Raw genomic sequence first — 20157 nt, 5'->3', positions numbered from 1 at the left:
CAGAACTAGGATTTCTAGCTTCTGAACTACTTGTAGTTGAATAGGTAATTACGCAACAGCTGCTGCTGCACGATCAAAGTAGCCAGCCAATTCAGAAACTATCTGACTGCAATCGCCCTTGGTAATACCATTGGGATCGTTAACTATCTTGATTGCAGCTTCTTTCATTTTGCCAACACCAACAGCTACGGATGCACCAGGAGTACCCAAAGCTATATAGGTTTCGCGTAAGCCATTCAAGCAACGGTCATCGAGAACACTAGCGTCACCAGCTAATGCAGCGTAGGTAACATAGCGTAAGATGATTTCCATATCGCGCAGACAAGCAGCCATGCGACGGTTGGTATAAGCATTACCACCAGGAGCAATTAGTTGGGGCTGTTCTTCAAACAGTGCACGAGCAGCATCGGTAACGATAGCAGAAGCATTGCTTGTAATACGGTTAACAGTATCTAGACGTTTGCTGCCGGAAGCTACAACTGCTGCTAAAGCGTCTAACTGTTCAGTGCTCAAAAATTCGCCTCTGGCGTCAGCTTGGGAAACAACCTTGGAAAATACATCTAATGTCATGGACTCTAATCTCCTAATTACTTAGTTGAGAGATGGGCTGATCAAAACAACCGGGGATGAATGATCAAAAACTTTGAGCTCATTAGCGCCAACCTTCTCCCTATCCCCTGTGTCTTGGTGTTTCGTCTAGCTCCAGACTGAAATTCTGAGAACCACAGGGAATTTTATGAGAAGCCAGCTAACTCAACCCGATTGGTTGTCTTATTTAACTTTGCTCTGGTTTTGAACCCCTTTCTGATTAGTTTATACAATGCCATAGATACTTTATTTGTTACAATTTATGAATAAATGAGTCAAGAGAGAGAAAACCTCCAAAACCCTTTATCTACAAGGCTTAGATCCCCTAAAAGTTTCTCGAGTTTGTTACATAACTTCATGAAGTTTCCAGAATTTGGCGAATTTTGTCCCCTTTATACTAATTTAAGAATTCCGTAAAAATCTATCAAGACTGAACTGGATTGATGTTCCTGGCCTATCTGGATAGGGTGGTCATTATTAACTAATGTGAACTAGACATTGTAAATTTTACATTTCGAGATATTTCGCCATATTCCTCCATCTTTAGCCAATCTCTCAGCGTCGACGTAAAACCTCGATTAATTTTGTCAAGCTATCAGGAAGTGGAGCGGTTACTTCTACCCATTCTCCAGAAGTGGGATGTTGTAGTTTCAGTTGCCAAGCATGTAACGCTTGTCCTGGCAAGTTTACCCCCACGGAACGACCAGAACTATATACTGGATCCCCCACTATAGGATGACCCATTTTGGCACTATGCACTCTAATTTGATGGGTACGCCCAGTTTCTAGTTGAAAATAAATTAGTGTATAATTACCTAATCTTTCTTTAATGTGCCAGTTAGTAATTGCATTTCTACCTCCCTGCTCTACTGGAACTATGGCCATTTTTTTCCGCTGCTGAGGGTGACGACCAATGGGTAGGTCTATTGTCCCACTTTCACTTTTAGGCGCACCATAAACTACTCCTAAATATTCCCTTCTTGCTATCTTAGATTGTAACTGTAATTGTAATTGTTTGTAAGCAATGTCTGTTTTTGCAATGGCAATTGCTCCTGTAGTATCTTTGTCAAGCCTATGTACAATACCGGGTCGTTGCACACCTCCGATTCCTGGTAAATTAGGACAGTGGGCCAACAGAGCATGAACTAGCGTACCTTCCAAATGACCCGGTGCTGGATGAACCACTAAACCTGCGGGTTTATTGAGAATTAGTAATTGTTCATCTTCGTAGAGAATATCCAGGGGAATATCTTGTGCTACTAGTTGAGCAGCTTGCACTGGGGGAATTTCTACTTCCAGATATTCTCCCCCATCCAGGGTAATATTCTTGGAGTAACAGACTTTTCCATTTACCTGGACATAACCTTGTTCAATTAGGTCTTGAATTCGAGAACGAGATAGATCTGGTATTACAGATGACAAATAACGGTCTAATCGTTGGGTTTTTTGCGTAATAGAAAGATGAATTTTAACCACAATTAGTGAATAGTGATTTGCGATGTTCTTGCCATTTTGCCAGCATCCTGTGCAAATCATAGCAAAATTCCACGCTAATTTTGCTATAAATAGGGGAGAGAAGATAAAGGAAATAATTAACAGGTGTTGTTAAGTTTTGTATTTACACTCGTACTCACAAATTATGTCAACTACTATCCCTATTAATAGATATAGATTTTTTCAAAAAATACAACCTCTATCTATACTAGTGAAAATTGTCAACGACTCTACCACCGGTTGTTTGCAAGTTTTTAGCCCTTCTGGAACCTGGTCAATATATTTACAAGAAGGTCACCTTGTTTACGCTAGTCGGTCAGAAAACATCTGGGAGCCGATTTATCGAAATTTGCAGCGGTTAAGTTGGCAAAATTCTAATCTGATGAGGATTAATGAGCAGTTAGAGAATTTTGTGGAACAATGTGTACAAAATCAGACTATTTCCCATGCGGACTATTTAGCCATTTGCTGGTTAGTGGATGAGCAGTATATTAGCCTTGTAGAGGCAGGGATACTGATTGAACAATTAGTATTAGAGTTTTTAGAATCATTTTTTGAAATTGACCAAGGGAGCTATGAATTTATTCCTCAAAGCTTTTTAGATCCCCTACCCAAATTCTGCCACTTGAACGTCAATTCCTTGGTGCAAAAGTACAAATCAGAAATCCATGTTTCCCGAGAAGAATCTGGTCTGGATCCCCAAAATCTTTCCCCAACCTATACAATTGCTTGTGCTAGTCAAAATATAGTATTGTTAAACTATATTAGAAAACTATTAAATCAAACAATATTTAACATAATAGATATAACAGACCCAGATGTGATGGGAGTTTCTGTCATCAGACCGGACATGATTATTCTGGATGTAACCATGCCCAAGCTCAGCAGCTATGGTATTGGTTTATTATTATGCAAACAGTTCTCTTCAAAAGGCATACCAATAATCCTAGTAACCAAGAAAAATAACTTAATCAATAAAATTATAACTAGACTAGTAGGAGCTACTGCTTGTTTGGGTAAACCCTTCAATCAAGATGAGTTAATGAAAGTGATTTTTGAAAACATCAATTAGACGGTTTCAAAACTCCCTGATGAACGGATAAAACACCATGCATTTTTACTACTGAGCCAATAACAGCTATAGCTGGAGCGCTAAATCCCGTTTTTGCCACTTGTTGAATAATGGTTCCCAACTCACCGATTAATTCTTCCTGCTCCAGACGAGTTCCCCAGCGAACTAAAGCAATAGGAGTTTGTGAACTCATTCCTACCCCCATCAACTGTTCCAGGATATAGGGAAGATTGTGCATACCCATATAAATCACAATAGTTTCTGAACTTTGGGCAATTGCTTGCCAATTGACCGCTGGTCGGTACTTACCCATGGCTTCATGTCCAGTAACAAATGTCACAGAAGAACTATACAGACGATGGGTCAAGGGAATGCCAGCATAAGCTGCTGCTGCAATACCAGCGGTAATCCCTGGAACAACTTCTACGCTAATTCCCCCAGCTATCAACTCAGCCATTTCCTCGCCACCACGCCCAAAAATAAAAGGGTCGCCTCCCTTCAATCGCACGACAATTTCATGTTCTTGGGCTTTTTCTATAAGTAGTTGAGTAGTTTCCTCCTGTAAGAGTGAATGTCTTCCCATCCGCTTACCAGCATCTATTTTTTCTGCTTGGGGACTAATCATGTCCAAAACTTGTGGACTAACCAACGCATCATAGACAACCACGTTAGCACGTTCTAATAAACCCTTACCCTTGAGAGTCATCAGTCCTGGATCACCAGGTCCAGCACCAACTAAATACACCTTACCCAAAAATTTATTCCTCTTGTATTGCTAAATCCCAGATTATATCAACTAATTGGGAAGTTACTCCCAAAGGTGAGGCTAACTCTAACTTGATTTCTGGAAATTTTAATGTTAACCTTTCCACCATAATGACAATCTCATCCGTAATCCCTCCGGAAAAGAGAAAGTATGGTAAGATGCCAATCCGTTGATAACCAGTACTCACCAGGTCTATAACTCTAGCTTCCAAGCTGGGAGAAACTGACCAATAGGCGCTAAATGCACTTAAATTGTTGGCAATGGTTTCTACAGGATGATGAGAATTTGCACGCCTACTACCATGGGCTAAAAGAATGAATGCTTCTGCTGATATTTGAGCCATTCCCACGGCCAATAATTTCCACATCATGGCATGACTACCTAAATATGGTTTAATTTTAATGGGGAGGTCATTCCCTACAGAATCTTGGGCCAGTTTCACCTCCATGGGAAGATCTGACATCAGGTGGACCCCCAGTAGGAGAAACAAAGGTATGACTTGAATAGACTTGCAATTACAAACTACAGCCTTTTGGGCAAAATCCTTTATTTGTCCACTTAATGGCTGACTATTGAATTCTAAAGTGCCTACACCTACTAGGTGCTTTTCTGGATCTTCTCCAGCGTTTAGTTTCTCAAACAATAACCTTGCTAGTTCTTCTATGGCTAAGTTTGGTCGAGAGTCCTTACTACCGTGGGATACTAAAAGGTAAGCTGATGACATTAGATCTTATAGATTTTATACTTTACAAGAGGTTTTTATGAATGAACCAAGCCACGCTATAGAACATTTGGTTGATCAACTCACACTGGCCGCAGTTTTAGAGATCTTAGAACGAATTTGCCATAAAAAAGCGGAAAACCTCCGCACTCACTGGAAAGATGAAGATACTGCTAAACAATGGGAAAAAGCCGCTAAACAAATTGAGAGCATCACCGTAAATGTATAAATTCTTACTTCCTACTCCTGTTTTACTCTATAGGTGTAAAAACTATTGAACGCCCCCAGGGTCTCAAAAGTGTAACCTGGTAGGGAGTTGTGAATTTTTAAGTTGGTGATATATATACTCAGCAAAACATAGTTTTGTCTTTTTGTAGTAGCAACCACCACATCCTTAATCTGTGACTTAGCGGAATCAACCAGCTGATTACAGTCAAACTTAACCAGGTTGCGCAAGAAAATCGGCACTTTCTGACAACCGTCAGTCTTGAGAACAGTAGTTATTTTTTTAACTGCGTATTCCTGATAAGTCACTTCCCTGGGATTGGTATGGGCCATAGTTACTCCCAAACCAGCTATTGCCAGTGCACTTAGAGATATGATGATCACAGAGAGTTTCATATCTAAGGAAAAGAGGTACTTTCTGATTAATTTAACAAAAAAGATGAATTTTTACTAAGGAACTTGATCTTTTTCATGTGGTCGTGTTAATTTAGAAGAGTTGGTGGCGAGCGTAGCCAAGTGGTTAAGGCAGTGGATTGTGGTTCCACCACTCGTGGGTTCAAGTCCCATCGTTCGCCCTTGAATAAATACAGATGGCAGACTGGTAAGTTCCCGTCTGCCTAACTTTTTAGTGATTAAAAGTTCTCCGCTGCTGTATCAGCCATCCCAGCTTCGCTATCTCGTTTAGAACCTAGTAATTCTAGTTGTTCTACTTGAATGACGGGCTTAGAACGGTTTGTACCGGTCTGGCGATCGCTCCAGGTATCAAACTTAAGAAAACCCTTAATACCAATTAATGCACCTTTGCGGACATAATTATTAGCCACCTCTGCTGTTTTGCCCCAGATTTCCAGATTAAACCAATCTGGTTGGTCACTATTACGAGTTCTGCGATTAACTGCTAAAGTCAAATCGCACTTAACAGTTCCCGACTGTTACAGTCGATAAACAGGTCACCCTGGTTACCTCTGCTTCAAAACCGTGCATGCGACTTTCACCGCACACGGCTCCTCAATAACTCAATGGGACGTATTTTGAGTTATTGTGGCTCTGTCTGCATATCCTTTGGCTTTCCCAAAGGCCTTGGCTTCTGAGCCAATCCCTCCCCCCAAAATCATGCGGGTGACTCCCTACTCAGCAATAGAAAATTGAGAGAGAAATTGGGGGGTTATCCCGTTCCTAGCTCCTGCTTGACGATGGGGTTAGAGTCCTACTATCCGCCGGGTTTATGCGGGAATGCCCTAGGTCAAATTTTGGATTGCCTAGCCCAAATCCTTGCCTTTTGGCACAGCCAATAACCTGTGTAGGCTGATATCAATAACGACGGCTCCAACATAGATTCAGATTACCTTACTCATACCCATCTCTGCTCGGAGGGATTCCTTGCCAGGTTCAAAGTTACCTCCTTTACTCCCCGCTTCACCCTTGGTGATTGTCAGTCCCAAAAGTGGGGGCGTTGCATCTTCTGGCATCTAGAAGGAGGGAATTGAAGTTCTAAGAAGCTTGTTAAAGATTTTAATCTATGAGCATTTCTTGACATTTGTTATAGTTTTCTCACATTGCTTAGAAATCTCACCCTCTCAGGAGCTAAGTTTCAAGGTGAAGTAGGCACACAGCCACATCCTTGTAATGGTTTCCAGGCTAGGGCTTGGTTTCCCATTTAACGGGTCGCACCAAAATACTTGATACTGGGATCGCCGCCAGCACGTCCCACCAGAGTGACAACATTAATGCTCATTCGTGTTACCGTTACCTTGTTTCCAAAAAGAAATGCGGTTACATTATAACAAACAAATGTGGTATTGACAATTTAATCGTTATCGAGGCGGGAGATTTTCTTGTGAAAACCCATAAAATATGGTAGTTAATTCTTGGGAGAATATTCTCCCCAATTTTGCGGTTGTACTCAGTAAGTTAAGAATAGAGTAAAGGAGATGCCTGTGACTAATTGCTGAAAATGTCGAGAAAATTACTGGAAAAATAGTCTGATCAACTGGAGTTAGGCTAGGATGTGTCTGAGATCCAGAATAATAACACCTAACTGTTAACATTGAAATTAATGAAATTTGGGGGCATAAGCGTGGTTCCTTTCTTTAGAAACTTCCGCTCGTCATGGGATATGGGTATCGATCTCGGTACAGCTAACACCTTAGTATATGTGTCTGGTAAAGGCATAGTATTACAGGAACCATCAGTAGTGGCGATTGATCATAATGAAAAAATAGCCTTAGCAGTGGGAGAGGATGCCAAAAGAATGCTGGGCCGAACTCCAGGCAATATTACGGCAGTTCGACCCCTTCGTGATGGTGTTATAGCCGACTTTGACACAGCCGAGCTAATGTTAAAAAGCTTCATTCAAAGGGTAAATGATGGGAAACCTCTGCTCCTCCCGAGGATTGTCATTGGCATTCCCAGTGGAGTAACGGGAGTGGAGAGAAGAGCTGTTATGGATGCAGCTACTCAAGCAGGGGCCAGAGAAGTATATCTAATTGATGAACCAGTAGCAGCAGCTATTGGTGCTGGTTTGCCAGTAGCAGAGCCCACTGGTAATATGATTATCGATATTGGTGGGGGAACTACAGAAGTAGCTGTACTTAGCTTGCAGGGAACAGTGGTCAGCGAGTCAGTTCGGATTGCTGGTGATGAGCTGACCGATTCCATCACTCAGTACATGAAGAAAGTTCATAATCTGGTAATTGGGGAAAGAACAGCAGAAGAAATTAAAATCCGCATTGGTTCGGCCTATCCCACCAGTGATGAAGATCAGGGGACTATGGAAGTTCGAGGTCTCCACTTGCTTTCTGGATTGCCAAGAACAGTCACAGTGCAAGGGCAAGAAGTACGTGAAAGCATGCTAGAACCATTAGCAATTATAGTAGAAGCAGTTAAACGCACTCTGGAAAGAACGCCTCCAGAACTGGCAGCCGATATTATTGATAGAGGAATTATGTTAGCAGGAGGCGGTGCACTACTTAAAGGCATAGATACACTAATTAGTCATGAAACTGGTATAGTAACCCACATAGCTGCGGATCCATTGAGCTGTGTAGTCTTGGGAACTGGACGTGTCTTGGAAAACTTTAAGCAGCTTGAACGTGTATTTAGTGGAAGGTCGCGTAACACGTAGAAGTCTTAATGCTAGCCTAGTGGATACCTGGATCCATCTAAATTATTGTAATTGGATAGTATCCACTAAGTAATAATAAAGGTGAAAATCATTATTGAAATGCTTGATGGGTACTGTTTTTTACTAAAACACTGACTGACTAATCCATTACATGTTAATTTAAGGTACAAATGTTTACTATAAAGCGTTGGTGGGAACATAAAACATTGCAACTAGCATTATTAGGTTTGATATTGAGTGGTGCTTGGACATTGAAGGAGACAAATGGTGAATTATTAATGGAGCTATACCAATCTTTTATCTTTCCTTTAACTACTTTGCAATCTAGTAATCATGCGGAGAATAAAATTCGCGATGCCAAACTCATGGAGTTACAAACTCGCATAGTGGAATTACAAACCCAAAACCAAAGACTACAAAATTTACTGGGCTATGTAGAGAAGGGGGGCACTTCCAATCGCCCAGTAGTAGCAAGAGTAGTGGGACGCAGTGCAGATCATTGGTGGCAACAAGTAACTGTAAATAGGGGAGCACAAGTAGGAATTAAACCTGGTTTTGTAGTCAAAGCAGAAGGCGGGCTAGTGGGTTTAGTGCGGACAGTTACTCCCCATACTAGCCGTATTGTATTAATTAGCGATGCCACAAGTCAAGTAGGAGTAACTATTAGTCGAACTGCAGCTAAAGGTATTTTGCGGGGTGATTATTCCGGGGAGGGGGTGTTAGAGTTTTACGAGAAGGTCCCTAATATTAAGATAGGGGATCTAGTATCCACTTCCACCTACAGTCGAAAATTTCCACCCGGGGAACCGGTGGGGAAAATAAAGTCTTTAGATTTAAAGAAATTGCCAGCCCCGTTAGCTAAAGTGGAATTGTTTCCACCAATTCGTTACTTGGACTGGGTGACAATCTATCCCCACGTACCCGATAATCTGGAGGGAATACCAAACAACTCTAATGATAACCAGAGCAATAAATAATTAAACAGAATCTCATCAATCTGGTAAAACAATGAAAATTTCTGGATTTTTTAGTGCTAAAAATCTCAATTCAACCAAAAAATACCAACAATCTAAGCCCTTAATTCCTCCACTGAAGTACTGGTATCCATGGTCACGACAAGGTTTAAACTGGGTAATTATATTTATATCTGTGCTTTTATGTCTATTAATGTCACCAACCAGATTTTTGGGTATGGAGCTGTTGGGAATAGCACCCAACTGGGCATTAATTTGGTTAGTCGCTTGGAGTGTGAAACGTCCTGCAATTTCTGGTGCATTCGCGGGTATAATTATGGGGTTGTTGCAAGATGCTTTAACATCTCCTCATCCTTCCCACACTGTAAGCCTAGCAATTGTAGGAATATTAACTAGTCGACTGCAAAAACACCGTTTTATTCAGGAGGATTTTATTTCCATCGCCCTCATAGTATTTATTATGGTTCTTATATCAAATACTGTTTTTGTTGTTCAGTTATTCTTCACGAATAATAGTTGTAAACCTAATTGTTTCCAGATGATTGAGGATATCTGGATATACTACCAGAGATCTACTCTTTCTTCTGCTATTCTCAGCAGTCTTTGGGCCCCTGTAGTGTATTACCCTCTTAATCATTGGTGGCAAAAAATTATTAAGTTAACTCGTAATTAATAACTCGTAATTCATCATGTATTTATCAGGTGGAAAATAGCTGATGTTAACCCCACTCACAGTACCATCAAATATATTAGATAGCGAGTTTGACGCCCTAATGATGCAAAGGTGTTTAGAACTGGCACGATTAGCTTTGGGACGCACTTCACCCAACCCCCTAGTGGGAGCAGTGGTGGTCAAAGATGGAGAAATTGTCGGCGAAGGTTTTCATCCTCGTGCTGGTGAGCCCCATGCGGAAGTTTTTGCCTTGAGAGCTGCTGGGGAAAGGGCTCGTGGAGCTACTATTTATGTGAGTCTGGAACCTTGTAATCATTATGGAAGGACTCCTCCCTGTTCTCTGTCTTTAATTAACGCGGGTGTGGCTAAGGTAGTGGTGGGGATGGTTGATCCTAACCCATTGGTAGCTGGTGCTGGTATTGCTAGACTGCGTGCAGCAGGTATAGAGGTAATTATAGGAGTAGAAGAAGAAGCTTGTCAGAAACTAAATGAAGGTTTTGTCCATCGTGTTCTACACAAAAAACCTTTAGGCATTTTGAAGTATGCCATGACCTTAGATGGCAAAATTGCTAGTAATTCTGGACACAGCACTTGGATTACAAACAGTCAAGCCCGCAGCGAAGTTCATCAACTCAGAGCAGCTTGTGATGCTGTAATTGTTGGTGGTAACACGGTGAGACGAGATAATCCCCACTTAACAACTCACCAACAAACAGGATATAACCCCTTACGAGTGGTGATGAGTGCCAGTTTGAATTTGCCAGAAAATGCCCATCTTTGGGACACCAGGGTAGCTCCTACCTTGGTATTGACCCAGGAAGGTAGTTCACCTGATTTTCAGCAAATGTTACTCCAAAAGGGTGTAGAAGTGCTGGAACTACCTCTATTAACACCGGGACTGGTAATGGCTCATCTGTATGAGCGTGGCTTTTGTACCGTGCTGTGGGAATGTGGAGGAACTCTAGCTGCAAGAGCAATTGCTGAAAATGCAGTGCAAAAAGTCCTGGCTTTTATTGCTCCCAAAATCATTGGTGGCATAGACGCGCCTACGCCCGTTGGCGACCTGGGTTTGAGTTCTATGACTGAATCTTTAGTTTTAGAACGGGTTAATTGGCGTACTATCGGTTGTGACTGTTTAGTGGAGGGTTACTTGCCACAAAAGACTGTTAATCCGCAGTTAAAAACCACGTCCTCAACTTAAAAAGACCGAAGTATCACATTTGTGTTTTGTACCCATTGGGATAATACTACACGATCGGACCAGGAAGACCGATCCCAAAACAGCTCAATCCCCCATTAAAATTAGACAGAGTTATTTATGATTTATGAAAAAATATGCAGCCAAATAATCCTAACCAATTTACAGAAAAAGCCTGGGAAGCTATTGCTCATACTCCTGATATAGCCAAACAGTACCAACAGCAGCAGCTAGAAAGTGAGCATTTAATGAAAGCCTTGTTAGAACAAGATGGATTGGGAAATGCAATTTTTACTAAAGCTGGAACCAATATTAAAAAAATCACAGATTATACTGAGCAATTTATTATTCGTCAGCCTAAAGTATCAGGATCTAGCACATCCGTATATTTAGGACGGAGCTTAGATACATTATTGGATCGGGCAGAAAAATATCGTCAGGAATTCAAAGATGAATATATTTCTGTAGAGCATATATTGTTGGGATATTGTAGAGATGATCGATTTGGCAAAAATCTACTGCAAGAAGCGGGTCTGGATGAAGCAAAATTAAAAAATATTATTAAGCAAATTCGAGGGAGTCAAAAAGTGACAGATCAAAGTCCAGAGGGAAAATATCAATCACTGGAAAAATATGGCCGTGACCTCACAGAAGCAGCTAAAAAAGGTCAGCTAGATCCGGTAATTGGTCGGGATGATGAAATTAGGAGAACTATTCAAATTCTCTCCCGCAGAACTAAAAATAATCCTGTATTAATTGGTGAACCAGGAGTGGGTAAGACAGCTATTGCTGAAGGCTTAGCTCAACGAATAGTCGCCGGGGATGTACCCCAATCTTTAAAAGATAGAAAACTCATCGCTTTGGATATGGGAGCTTTAATTGCTGGCGCCAAGTTTAGGGGTGAATTTGAAGAAAGACTCAAGGCCGTATTAAAGGAAGTTACCGAATCTGGTGGTAATATTGTATTATTTATAGATGAGATTCACACGGTTGTTGGTGCAGGTGCTACCCAAGGAGCAATGGATGCGGGGAACCTTTTAAAACCAATGTTGGCACGAGGCGAATTGCGCTGTATTGGAGCTACAACTTTGGATGAATATCGGAAATATCTTGAAAAAGATGCAGCTTTGGAAAGACGCTTTCAACAGGTTTATGTTGATCAACCAGATGTGCCAGATACAATCTCTATTCTCAGAGGGTTAAAGGAAAGGTATGAGGTGCATCACGGCGTGAGAATTTCTGATAGTTCTTTGGTTGCTGCTGCTACTTTATCTAGTCGTTATATTAGCGATCGCTTTTTACCAGATAAGGCTATTGATTTAGTGGATGAAGCTGCTGCTAGATTAAAAATGGAAATTACCTCTAAACCGGAGGAATTAGACGAAATTGATCGCAAAATTCTCCAATTGGAAATGGAGAAGTTGTCTTTACAAAAGGAAAGTGATCCTGCTTCTCGTGAGCGTTTAGAAAGACTAGAAAAAGAGCTGGCTGATCTCAAAGAAGAGCAGGCGGTTCTGAGGATTCAATGGCAGTCGGAAAAAGATATTATCACCAAAATTCAATCAATTAAGGAGGATATTGATAAGATTAATTTAGAAATTCAACAAGCAGAAAGAAATTATGATCTTAATCGTGCTGCTGAGTTGAAATATGGCAACCTGGCTAATCTCAATCGACAATTGGAAAACATCGAAACCGAACTGGCTAATACCCAAAGAACCGGTAAATCTTTATTACGAGAAGAAGTGACTCCCGGGGATATTGCAGAAGTCATTTCTAAGTGGACTGGTATTCCTATTAGCAAATTAGTCGAATCAGAAAAAGAAAAATTATTGCATTTAGAAGAAGAACTGCATCAGCGCGTAGTTGGACAAGCTGAAGCTGTAACTGCCGTAGCGGATGCGATTCAACGTTCCCGTGCAGGACTTGCAGATCCCAATCGTCCCATTGCCAGTTTTATTTTCCTAGGACCCACGGGTGTGGGTAAAACAGAATTAGCCAAGGCCCTAGCTGCTTATATGTTTGACACAGAAGAATCCATGGTGAGAATTGACATGTCAGAATATATGGAGAAGCATACAGTTTCTAGGTTAATTGGTGCGCCTCCCGGTTATGTTGGTTATGAAGAAGGTGGACAACTGACAGAAACTATTCGTCGTCGTCCCTATGCGGTAATTTTATTTGATGAGATTGAAAAAGCTCACCCAGATGTATTTAATATTTTTCTGCAAATCCTAGACGATGGTCGGGTGACTGACTCCCAAGGTCGAACCGTGGATTTTAAAAATACCATTATTATCATGACTAGTAACATCGGTTCCCAATATATTCTTGATGTTGCTGGAGATGATTCCCGCTACGATGAAATGCGCCATCGAGTCATGGAAACCATGAGAAATAGTTTTCGTCCTGAATTTCTCAATCGTATTGATGAAATTATTATTTTCCACAGTTTGCAAAAGTCGGAGTTACGGAAAATTGTACAACTACAGGTAGAAAGACTCACACAAAGATTAACTGACAGGAAAATGTCTCTAGAACTTTCTGGATCCGCTCTTGACTTTTTAGCAGAAGTTGGGTACGACCCTGTATATGGTGCTAGACCACTCAAACGTGCCCTGCAGCGAGAGTTAGAAACTAAAATCGCTAAGGCCATCTTGCGGGGTGAATTTGATGAGGGGGATACAATTTTTGTCGATGTCCAAAACGAACGTTTAGTTTTCCGTGGTTCACCTCTGGTAGTTCCTGGTTAATTGTCACACTCAACTACACAAAAATTGTCGCATTTTGCGCAGGTTATCCGGTAATCCCCAGGACATTCCCTGTTCAATTAGCATGGAGGGAATAGGAATATTTGGTGTTGCTTCTACCGTATATATTAGTAAGGTACCATTCCCCATATCCTGAAATTGTAGGTTGGCATGAAAATCTTCAAATGTTCCTCTCTCCATCTTAAACTGTATTTGCTTTCCCAAAACTTCTACTACACTTAGATAAATCTCTACTTCAGCTGTAAAAAATAAAAATGCTTTTCGGGCGCGCTGGTACAAAAACTTGACATCTCCCTGAAAGATAAGTTCGCTTTTTGTCAAATCGGGAAAATACTGTACCCAACGTGGATATTCTGTTATTTTATCCCACACATAAGAACGCACTAAGGGTAAATACATAGAAGCAGTCACTGCACCACCCCAACCATTATGGGAACGAGTTTGTACTAGTATTTTCCCATCTATGAGTGATTTATGTTTGTCTTGACTCAAAAACATATACTTCCGCCTAGCTACAATAGTTGTTAAATACTTCTCCAATTAATTACAGTCTGCTGAGTGGATTTTCTGGATATGATTTGAGCAGAATCAGTTTCAGGATATAGTTAAGTGAAACAATCTTCTTTCAATCGTCAGTTAACTCAGTTTGTGGGTATCCTTATAGGTATGGGAATAGCCCTGTTCATACTTAGGGGTTTACGAATTATTACTTTTCTACCCGGTGGTGTCATTGGACTATTATTTTTGGGGGCGATCGCAATTGGTGTTTTAAGTTACTTACAAACAAAATGGTGGCGCTTTTAAATTTGTGTATTACACAACAAGCTAACCTGCGGCATCCACTGAGGGTGCATCGCAGGTGGGCTATATAATAAACTTATTTAAAACGGCGTTTCCGTCTGGCGGCCACAGCTTTCCGTTTGCGCTTTTCCAGGGGGGTCTCAAAGTGACGATGATACTTAACGTCAGCTAAAATACCAGCTTTAGAAACCTGGCGTTTGAACCGACGTAGGGCTGAATCTATTCCTTCGTTTTCTCCTAGAACCACTTGGGTCATTCTTGCTCTGTCCTCAATTTATCAATAATATCCATAGTCATATTACCCCCAAACCTAGCGAGCTGGTTGCAAACTGGTTTCAAACACCCTCTTGGTCAATAGAAAGTGCTAACTGGTACAAATAACGGCGAGAAATAGAAGTTTCTTGAGCCAACTGTCTGCTGGCCTGGGAGCGAGACACTCCCTGTTTGATTATTTCTAAAAGTTCAGCCCTCAGTTGAGCTTCTGTAATTTCAGGTTGACTTGGTGATGCTCCCCCCACTACTAAAGTATATTCCCCCTGGGGATCCTTTTCCCGGTAATAGGCGATCGCCTCTTTTATGTCTCCTCGCCAAATTTCCTCATATAATTTAGTTAATTCCCTAGCCATCACCATGGTTCTACTTCCACCTAGAATCTCTCCCAAATCCTCCAGTGTCTCCCTTAACCGATGGGGTGATTCATAAAACACCAAAGTTCTAGTTTCCGTTAATAAGGTTGCCAAATATTCTCGCCTATGCTGACGCTTAGCTGGTAAAAATCCATCAAAAACAAACTTACTTGTTGCCAATCCAGAAACACTTAAAGCCGTAATAGCCGCCGTAGCACCGGGAATGGGAACAACATCAATTCCTGCAGCTACACAAGCTGTAATTAACTCATGACCCGGGTCAGAAATTCCTGGCATTCCCGCATCACTGACCAAGGCGATCGCCTTACCATAATGTAGGTAGGTCAAAATTTCGGGAATGCGGCCAGTGCGATTATGTTCGTGATAACTGATTTGGGGGGTGTGAACTTGAAAATGCTGTAATAATTTGCCTGTATGTCTAGTATCTTCCGCTGCGATTATGTCCACAGCTTGTAAAATTCGTACCGCCCGAAAGGTCATATCCTCCAAATTTCCAATGGGAGTACCAACGATATATAATGTTCCTGGTTTCGGTTCAGCTTGCATAAATTTCATTGAGAATGCTTACCCAAATTTCATATTTATCCATCAACAGGTTTACAACCTATGATTTCCGATGAAAAAATCCGCTTTATTTATTGGTTTAATCACCCTGGACCTAATTTATCTAGCCGAATCACCACCTAAGAATAATCAAAAATTAGTTGCCATGGACTATACTGTAGCAGCTGGTGGGCCTGCAACCAACGCTTCCGTTACATTTAGTTATCTAGATAATAACTCTACAATTTTAGGTGTTTTAGGTTCCCATCATCTGACAAAATTAATTAGCACAGACTTAGCCAACTATGAAGTCAAAATAATCGACTTAGATCCTCATAAAAACACACCGCCTCCCGTATCCTCAATTATTGTTACCCAACAAACAGGGGAGCGGGCAGTAATTTCCCTGAATGCGGTCAAAAGTCCTGGGGAGATCAGCTCAATTCCCAGCAACATATTAGAGGGTATAGATCTAATTTTAATTGATGGACATCAAATGGTTGCCAGTAAAACCCTCGTCATGAAGGCCAAAAATCAGAACATTCCCATTGTCATGGATGGAGGTAGCTGGAAAGAAGGACTGGAAGAAATTTTGCCCTATATCGACTATGCCATTTGTTCAGCCAACTTTCAACCTCCTCCATGTGAAACCCGTCAAGATATTTTTACCTATCTCATGGGATTTAACATTCCCTATATAGCAATCACCCAAGGAGAAAAACCTATAGAGTATTATAGCATTGGTCAAACAGGTTCTATCCATGTACCTCAAATCAAAACTGTTGACACCTTGGGCGCTGGAGATATTTTCCATGGTGCTTTTTGCCATTACATTCTACAATCTAGTTTTACCATGGCCTTGGCATTAGCCAGTCAAATTGCAGCTAAATCCTGTGAACTATTTGGCACACGGCGGTGGATGGAGGAGCAAAAACCGTGATCGATTTACAACACATACTAAAAATCACTCGTGGAGTCAGCTGGGGAGCAGCCAACCTACTCAGGTCCTATTATCGGGGAACCGTGGGGGATGGAAACCTAGATATTAAATATGAACAGGATGCTCCTGTAACCATAGCAGATCTGGCAGTTAGTGAGTACATACTCTCACGGTTGCAAGCAGCTTTTGGTCAAGAAAAATTTGGTTATATCTGTGAAGAAACTTATAAAAGTCAACCGGGTCAACACCCTGCAGAATTGGTTTGGATTATAGACCCCCTAGATGGGACAAAGGATTTTATTGGTAAAACCGGAGAATATGCCCTACATATTGCTTTAGTACAAAACAACAGAGCAATTTTAGCAGTTGTAGCTATACCAGAAGCAGAAAAAATCTATTATGCTACCAAAGGTGGTGGTACTTTTATGGAAACAGCCAATGGCTGCCAGCAACTAAAAGTAACTAACAACAAAACAATAGAAGATTTAATTCTGGTAGTCACCCGTTCTCACAGAAATGAGAGGTTAGAATATTTACTGGCAAATCTTCCTTGTAAACAACAAAAAGCTATTGGTAGTGTGGGTTGCAAAGTGACCGCTATTGTTGAAGCACAAGCAGACGTTTACATTTCCCTCTCCGGTAAGTCCGCCCCCAAGGACTGGGATATAGCTGCTCCCGAACTAATTTTAACGGAAGCAGGAGGTAAATTTACTCATTTAGATGGCAGTCCCTTAGAATATAACACCGGTGATGTGAACCAATGGGGTTGTTTACTGGCTAGTAACTTTCCGGAACATGAAATACTATCCCAGAAAGCCAAAGAAATATTAACTGAATTTGCAACATAGCACTAAAGCAAAACTTTTTGAGAAAATGTTACTCATTTTTAAGTTCATCGCCAAAAACTATGCTATACTTACGGATAAAAGAATTATTTTCGGTTGAGTAATTCGTTTTAAAATTACTTTAATGCGTCTCTCCGAATCTAACTCTCTACACTGTCGGTTTGGGAGACCATTACTTTATGTCGATTTATGTTGGAAACCTGTCCTATGATGTGACATTAGAAGATCTGAAAAGTGCTTTCTCTAAATATGGCAACGTGAGCAAAGTGCAGCTACCTACTGATAAGGAAACAGGTCGTCCACGGGGGTTTGGTTTTGTAGATATGTCCAGTGAAGCTGAAGAGAACGCAGCAATTGATGCTTTAAATGGTGCAGAATGGATGGGTAGACAACTAAAAGTAAACAAGGCTAGACCCCGTGAAGAAAGATCTTCCCAGGGTACTTGGGGAGGAGGACGTTCTGGCGGTGGTGGTCGCGACCGTCGTTATTAATCCTGATTAATCCTGTAAGGAAAGATTTTTAAATATGGGGTTGTAAAGGTTATGGACTCAGTTCAGTACCTGTTAGAACTTGCCTTCGGCATTTTTACTGTCTAGTTTGTAAGTATTAACTAAAAAGGAGCAACAATAATGACACAAGTAGTTTTAGGGGAAAATGAAGGAATTGAGTCAGCTTTGCGTAGGTTTAAGCGGGAAGTTTCCAAAGCGGGAATTTTCCAGGACATGCGCAAAAACCGTCATTTTGAAACCCCATTAGAAAAAGAAAAGCGAAAAGCAATAGCTAGACACAAGCAACGTCGTCAGCAAAGAACTCGCTTGAAGTAGTAGCGGTTTGAAGCACTCCCCGACCGGAAGGTACGGGGAATACTCATATATAATATAAACAAATCCTAAATAGTTCTACTATTGTACTAAAACATCAAACCGCCCATTTTGCCTATCATTCGCTCCGCAATTTGATGGAAAGGAGTTTCTCCATAGAGCAAACGAGCGGCAATATGGGTGGCGGTGGGGCGAGTAACTATTTGCTGGTAGCAAAAGTGAGGCCATTGATAGTAAAATCGCGCCATTTGCAGTGCCGCGTCAAAGTTAGCAGCAAACTCATGGTGAATTCGCTGGGTATAACTAGAAGTGGTGTTTGTAGCAACGCACTCAGCTGCAAGCATTCCACTTTTAACCGCATGTAAAATTCCGTCCCCAAAAAAGGGATTAATTAGTCCCGCAGCATCCCCAGCTAAAAGAATTTTGCCATCAGGAGTGTGGCATTTTTCCCTACCATCCCATATGGGTAAAGGATGACCATGAAAACGGATTAATTCTGGGTTGTAAGAGATATCCATAAAGTCTAGATACTGACAGATAGCCTGCTGGAGCTGGTCACGAATGCTGTGGTCACTACGACAGTCACGGCGATCGGGTCGAAACAGTCCCGCCCCCACATTCAAATGGTCTTCTTTCGGGAAGATCCACCCATAGCCATTAGGAACAGCACCGTATTCCAAGTGGATCACATCTGGACGTAGATCCTTGGGGTGATCCTGCGTCCAATTATAAGGGTATTCCACCTCCATGGCCAGGGCCATGGTCCTCTCTCGTCTCAAGTTAGCTATTTTGGCTGTGATCCCATTAGCTCCGTCTGCTCCAATCACATAAGGAGCATAAGCTACAAATTCCCCCCCTCCTATTCCACTATCACTCTTAAAAGATCGGGCACGAACAATGACACCATGGGAGTCAATTTCTAAAGACTTAACTGCTAGTCCATCCCGTAAATCCGCTCCTGCTTGTGCTGCTTGTCGCGCTAAGGCATTATCAAATACTGAACGCTGCACCATCCACAACTTGAATTCTGGTTCGCTCCCCGGTGGGTTAATTGCACCTAAAATTGGATGGTCAAACTTCCATGTGTGCCGCATATAGTTGACTTGACAAGCCACTACTGCTTCCGGGACTAAATCAGGTAATAGATTCCCTAATACAGCAGGCATTCCTCCACCGCATGTCTTGTGACGTGGTAGAGGGTACTTTTCAATTAGCGCTACTTTAAGTCCTGTTTTAGCTGCCATCCATGCTGCCGTTGTACCGGCTGGACCTGCTCCACAGACAATCACATCGTAGTTTAACACAGCAAATTTACCCCCGGTGTTGTAAAGTCCCCATTCCCCAAGTGGTTTATTCGATCACACGGTCAATTAAACCATATTCTTTGGCTTCTTGGGCTGACATAAAGAAATCCCTATCCATATCCTTTTCAATTTTAGATAGGACTTGACCAGTATTGTCAGCATAAATTTGGTTGAGCTGATGACGGATACGTAGAATTTCCCTAGCTTCGATTTCAATGTCAGAAGCTTGGCCACGAGTACCACCGGAAGGTTGGTGAATCATAATTCGGGAATGGGGTAGAGCTAAACGTTTACCCTTCGCTCCAGCAGCTAGGAGGAATGATCCCATGGAAGCAGCTAAACCAACACAAATTGTAACGACTTCCGATTTAATGTACTGTATAGTATCATAAATTGCCATTCCTGCAGTTACAGATCCACCAGGGGAATTGATATACAGGTAAATCGGCTTAGTCTGATCATCGGAATCTAAGTAAAGTAGATAGGCAACAATGGCATTAGCTATACCATCATCCACCTCTTCAGTGAGGAAAATAATTCGCTCCCGAAATAGACGATCCTCTAGATCAATCCATTGCTCGTAATTACTACCAGGAAGACGATAGGGAACCTTGGGAATACCAATGGGCATGACGGTTTAATAGAATAAT

Annotated in this window: 23 protein-coding genes, 1 tRNA gene and 1 pseudogene; 13 read left to right on the top strand and 12 right to left on the bottom strand. The window is 41.5% G+C overall.

The window, feature by feature from the left end:
• Positions 1–48: 48 nt before the first annotated feature.
• Positions 49–570, bottom strand: coding sequence for a phycocyanin subunit beta (locus tag C6N34_RS02890; RefSeq protein ID WP_006277655.1), 522 nt, complete (start codon positions 568–570; stop codon positions 49–51).
• A 573-nt stretch (positions 571–1143) separates the two neighbouring features.
• Positions 1144–2124 carry an RluA family pseudouridine synthase gene (locus C6N34_RS02885; protein ID WP_181884024.1) on the bottom strand — a complete coding sequence of 327 codons (981 nt, stop codon included), beginning with the start codon at positions 2122–2124 and terminating at the stop codon, positions 1144–1146.
• 103 nt (positions 2125–2227) lie between these two features.
• On the opposite strand from C6N34_RS02885, the gene C6N34_RS02880 reads away from it, so the two are divergent.
• Positions 2228–3154 (top strand): DUF4388 domain-containing protein, encoded by a 927-nt coding sequence (locus C6N34_RS02880; protein WP_057178023.1) that lies wholly within the window; start codon positions 2228–2230, stop codon positions 3152–3154.
• On the opposite strand, the gene cobA is transcribed toward C6N34_RS02880, so the two are convergent.
• Together cobA and C6N34_RS02870 are read right to left on the bottom strand one after the other, a co-directional pair.
• A complete protein-coding gene (gene cobA / locus C6N34_RS02875) occupies positions 3147–3908 on the bottom strand; it encodes a uroporphyrinogen-III C-methyltransferase (protein ID WP_057178022.1) in 762 nt (253 codons plus the stop codon). The two genes, C6N34_RS02880 and cobA, sit on opposite strands and share 8 nt — an antisense overlap.
• Before the next feature lie 4 nt (positions 3909–3912).
• On the bottom strand, positions 3913–4644 hold the full coding sequence (locus tag C6N34_RS02870) for a sirohydrochlorin chelatase (RefSeq protein WP_115538460.1): 732 nt from the start codon (positions 4642–4644) through the stop codon (positions 3913–3915).
• 37 nt (positions 4645–4681) lie between these two features.
• Between C6N34_RS02870 and C6N34_RS02865 the strand changes: the two genes are divergently transcribed.
• The gene (locus tag C6N34_RS02865) at positions 4682–4870 is read left to right on the top strand and encodes a hypothetical protein (RefSeq protein WP_006277650.1); all 189 of its coding nucleotides are present in this window, start codon (positions 4682–4684) and stop codon (positions 4868–4870) included.
• A gap of 11 nt (positions 4871–4881) precedes the next feature.
• Here the strand turns inward: C6N34_RS02865 and C6N34_RS02860 are convergent, their stop codons facing one another.
• Positions 4882–5262, bottom strand: a complete 381-nt coding sequence (locus C6N34_RS02860; protein ID WP_115538459.1) for a DUF4359 domain-containing protein — start codon at positions 5260–5262, stop codon at positions 4882–4884.
• A 106-nt stretch (positions 5263–5368) separates the two neighbouring features.
• Here C6N34_RS02860 and C6N34_RS02855 point away from each other — a divergent pair.
• Positions 5369–5441: transfer RNA gene (locus C6N34_RS02855), tRNA-His, on the top strand.
• A gap of 57 nt (positions 5442–5498) precedes the next feature.
• Here C6N34_RS02855 and ssb read toward each other — a convergent pair.
• Positions 5499–5798 (bottom strand): annotated as a pseudogene (gene ssb / locus C6N34_RS02850) (single-stranded DNA-binding protein); the annotation flags it as partial.
• Between the two features lie 405 nt (positions 5799–6203).
• Positions 6204–6335 carry a hypothetical protein gene (locus C6N34_RS16995; RefSeq protein WP_006277645.1) on the bottom strand — a complete coding sequence of 44 codons (132 nt, stop codon included), beginning with the start codon at positions 6333–6335 and terminating at the stop codon, positions 6204–6206.
• Positions 6336–6982: 647 nt separating this feature from the next.
• On the opposite strand from C6N34_RS16995, the gene C6N34_RS02845 reads away from it, so the two are divergent.
• The 5 genes from C6N34_RS02845 to clpB all read left to right on the top strand — a co-directional run bounded on the left by C6N34_RS02845 (position 6983) and on the right by clpB (position 13588).
• Positions 6983–7990, top strand: coding sequence for a rod shape-determining protein (locus tag C6N34_RS02845; protein ID WP_115538458.1), 1008 nt, complete (start codon positions 6983–6985; stop codon positions 7988–7990).
• Between the two features lie 170 nt (positions 7991–8160).
• The gene (gene mreC, locus C6N34_RS02840; protein ID WP_057178018.1) at positions 8161–8967 is read left to right on the top strand and encodes a rod shape-determining protein MreC; all 807 of its coding nucleotides are present in this window, start codon (positions 8161–8163) and stop codon (positions 8965–8967) included.
• A gap of 31 nt (positions 8968–8998) precedes the next feature.
• A complete protein-coding gene (gene mreD, locus C6N34_RS02835) occupies positions 8999–9637 on the top strand; it encodes a rod shape-determining protein MreD (protein WP_057178017.1) in 639 nt (212 codons plus the stop codon).
• A gap of 43 nt (positions 9638–9680) precedes the next feature.
• The gene (gene ribD / locus C6N34_RS02830) at positions 9681–10838 is read left to right on the top strand and encodes a bifunctional diaminohydroxyphosphoribosylaminopyrimidine deaminase/5-amino-6-(5-phosphoribosylamino)uracil reductase RibD (protein WP_115538457.1); all 1158 of its coding nucleotides are present in this window, start codon (positions 9681–9683) and stop codon (positions 10836–10838) included.
• Between the two features lie 134 nt (positions 10839–10972).
• Positions 10973–13588 (top strand): ATP-dependent chaperone ClpB, encoded by a 2616-nt coding sequence (clpB, locus tag C6N34_RS02825; RefSeq protein WP_115538456.1) that lies wholly within the window; start codon positions 10973–10975, stop codon positions 13586–13588.
• Positions 13589–13597: 9 nt separating this feature from the next.
• On the opposite strand, the gene C6N34_RS02820 is transcribed toward clpB, so the two are convergent.
• Complete coding sequence (locus tag C6N34_RS02820; protein ID WP_057178014.1) at positions 13598–14104, bottom strand: SRPBCC family protein; 507 nt, start codon at positions 14102–14104, stop codon at positions 13598–13600.
• A 111-nt stretch (positions 14105–14215) separates the two neighbouring features.
• On the opposite strand from C6N34_RS02820, the gene C6N34_RS02815 reads away from it, so the two are divergent.
• The gene (locus tag C6N34_RS02815; RefSeq protein WP_006277638.1) at positions 14216–14410 is read left to right on the top strand and encodes a hypothetical protein; all 195 of its coding nucleotides are present in this window, start codon (positions 14216–14218) and stop codon (positions 14408–14410) included.
• A gap of 73 nt (positions 14411–14483) precedes the next feature.
• Here C6N34_RS02815 and rpsU (C6N34_RS02810) read toward each other — a convergent pair whose 3' ends face one another.
• Both rpsU (C6N34_RS02810) and rsmI read right to left on the bottom strand, forming a co-directional pair.
• Positions 14484–14663, bottom strand: a complete 180-nt coding sequence (gene rpsU / locus C6N34_RS02810; protein WP_008226419.1) for a 30S ribosomal protein S21 — start codon at positions 14661–14663, stop codon at positions 14484–14486.
• Positions 14664–14742: 79 nt separating this feature from the next.
• Positions 14743–15600 (bottom strand): 16S rRNA (cytidine(1402)-2'-O)-methyltransferase, encoded by an 858-nt coding sequence (rsmI, locus tag C6N34_RS02805; protein WP_040009283.1) that lies wholly within the window; start codon positions 15598–15600, stop codon positions 14743–14745.
• Between the two features lie 70 nt (positions 15601–15670).
• On the opposite strand from rsmI, the gene C6N34_RS02800 reads away from it, so the two are divergent.
• The 4 genes from C6N34_RS02800 to rpsU (C6N34_RS02785) all read left to right on the top strand — a co-directional run bounded on the left by C6N34_RS02800 (position 15671) and on the right by rpsU (C6N34_RS02785) (position 18206).
• The gene (locus C6N34_RS02800) at positions 15671–16537 is read left to right on the top strand and encodes a sugar kinase (RefSeq protein ID WP_115538455.1); all 867 of its coding nucleotides are present in this window, start codon (positions 15671–15673) and stop codon (positions 16535–16537) included.
• A complete protein-coding gene (locus tag C6N34_RS02795) occupies positions 16534–17385 on the top strand; it encodes a 3'(2'),5'-bisphosphate nucleotidase CysQ family protein (RefSeq protein ID WP_115538454.1) in 852 nt (283 codons plus the stop codon). Before C6N34_RS02800 ends, C6N34_RS02795 begins: the two co-directional genes overlap by 4 nt.
• Before the next feature lie 176 nt (positions 17386–17561).
• Positions 17562–17873, top strand: a complete 312-nt coding sequence (locus tag C6N34_RS02790) for an RNA recognition motif domain-containing protein (RefSeq protein WP_006277633.1) — start codon at positions 17562–17564, stop codon at positions 17871–17873.
• A gap of 138 nt (positions 17874–18011) precedes the next feature.
• A complete protein-coding gene (rpsU, locus tag C6N34_RS02785) occupies positions 18012–18206 on the top strand; it encodes a 30S ribosomal protein S21 (RefSeq protein WP_006277632.1) in 195 nt (64 codons plus the stop codon).
• An 86-nt stretch (positions 18207–18292) separates the two neighbouring features.
• Here the strand turns inward: rpsU (C6N34_RS02785) and C6N34_RS02780 are convergent, their stop codons facing one another.
• Complete coding sequence (locus C6N34_RS02780) at positions 18293–19507, bottom strand: geranylgeranyl reductase family protein (protein ID WP_115538453.1); 1215 nt, start codon at positions 19505–19507, stop codon at positions 18293–18295.
• A gap of 46 nt (positions 19508–19553) precedes the next feature.
• The gene (locus tag C6N34_RS02775; protein ID WP_006277630.1) at positions 19554–20138 is read right to left on the bottom strand and encodes an ATP-dependent Clp protease proteolytic subunit; all 585 of its coding nucleotides are present in this window, start codon (positions 20136–20138) and stop codon (positions 19554–19556) included.
• Positions 20139–20157: the final 19 nt, after the last annotated feature.

This window comes from Cylindrospermopsis raciborskii Cr2010 (genome assembly GCF_003367075.2).
In the GTDB taxonomy this organism is placed as follows: domain Bacteria; phylum Cyanobacteriota; class Cyanobacteriia; order Cyanobacteriales; family Nostocaceae; genus Raphidiopsis; species Raphidiopsis raciborskii.
Note: the sequence above shows the minus strand (reverse complement) of the source record. Positions and strands in the feature narration are given on the sequence as shown.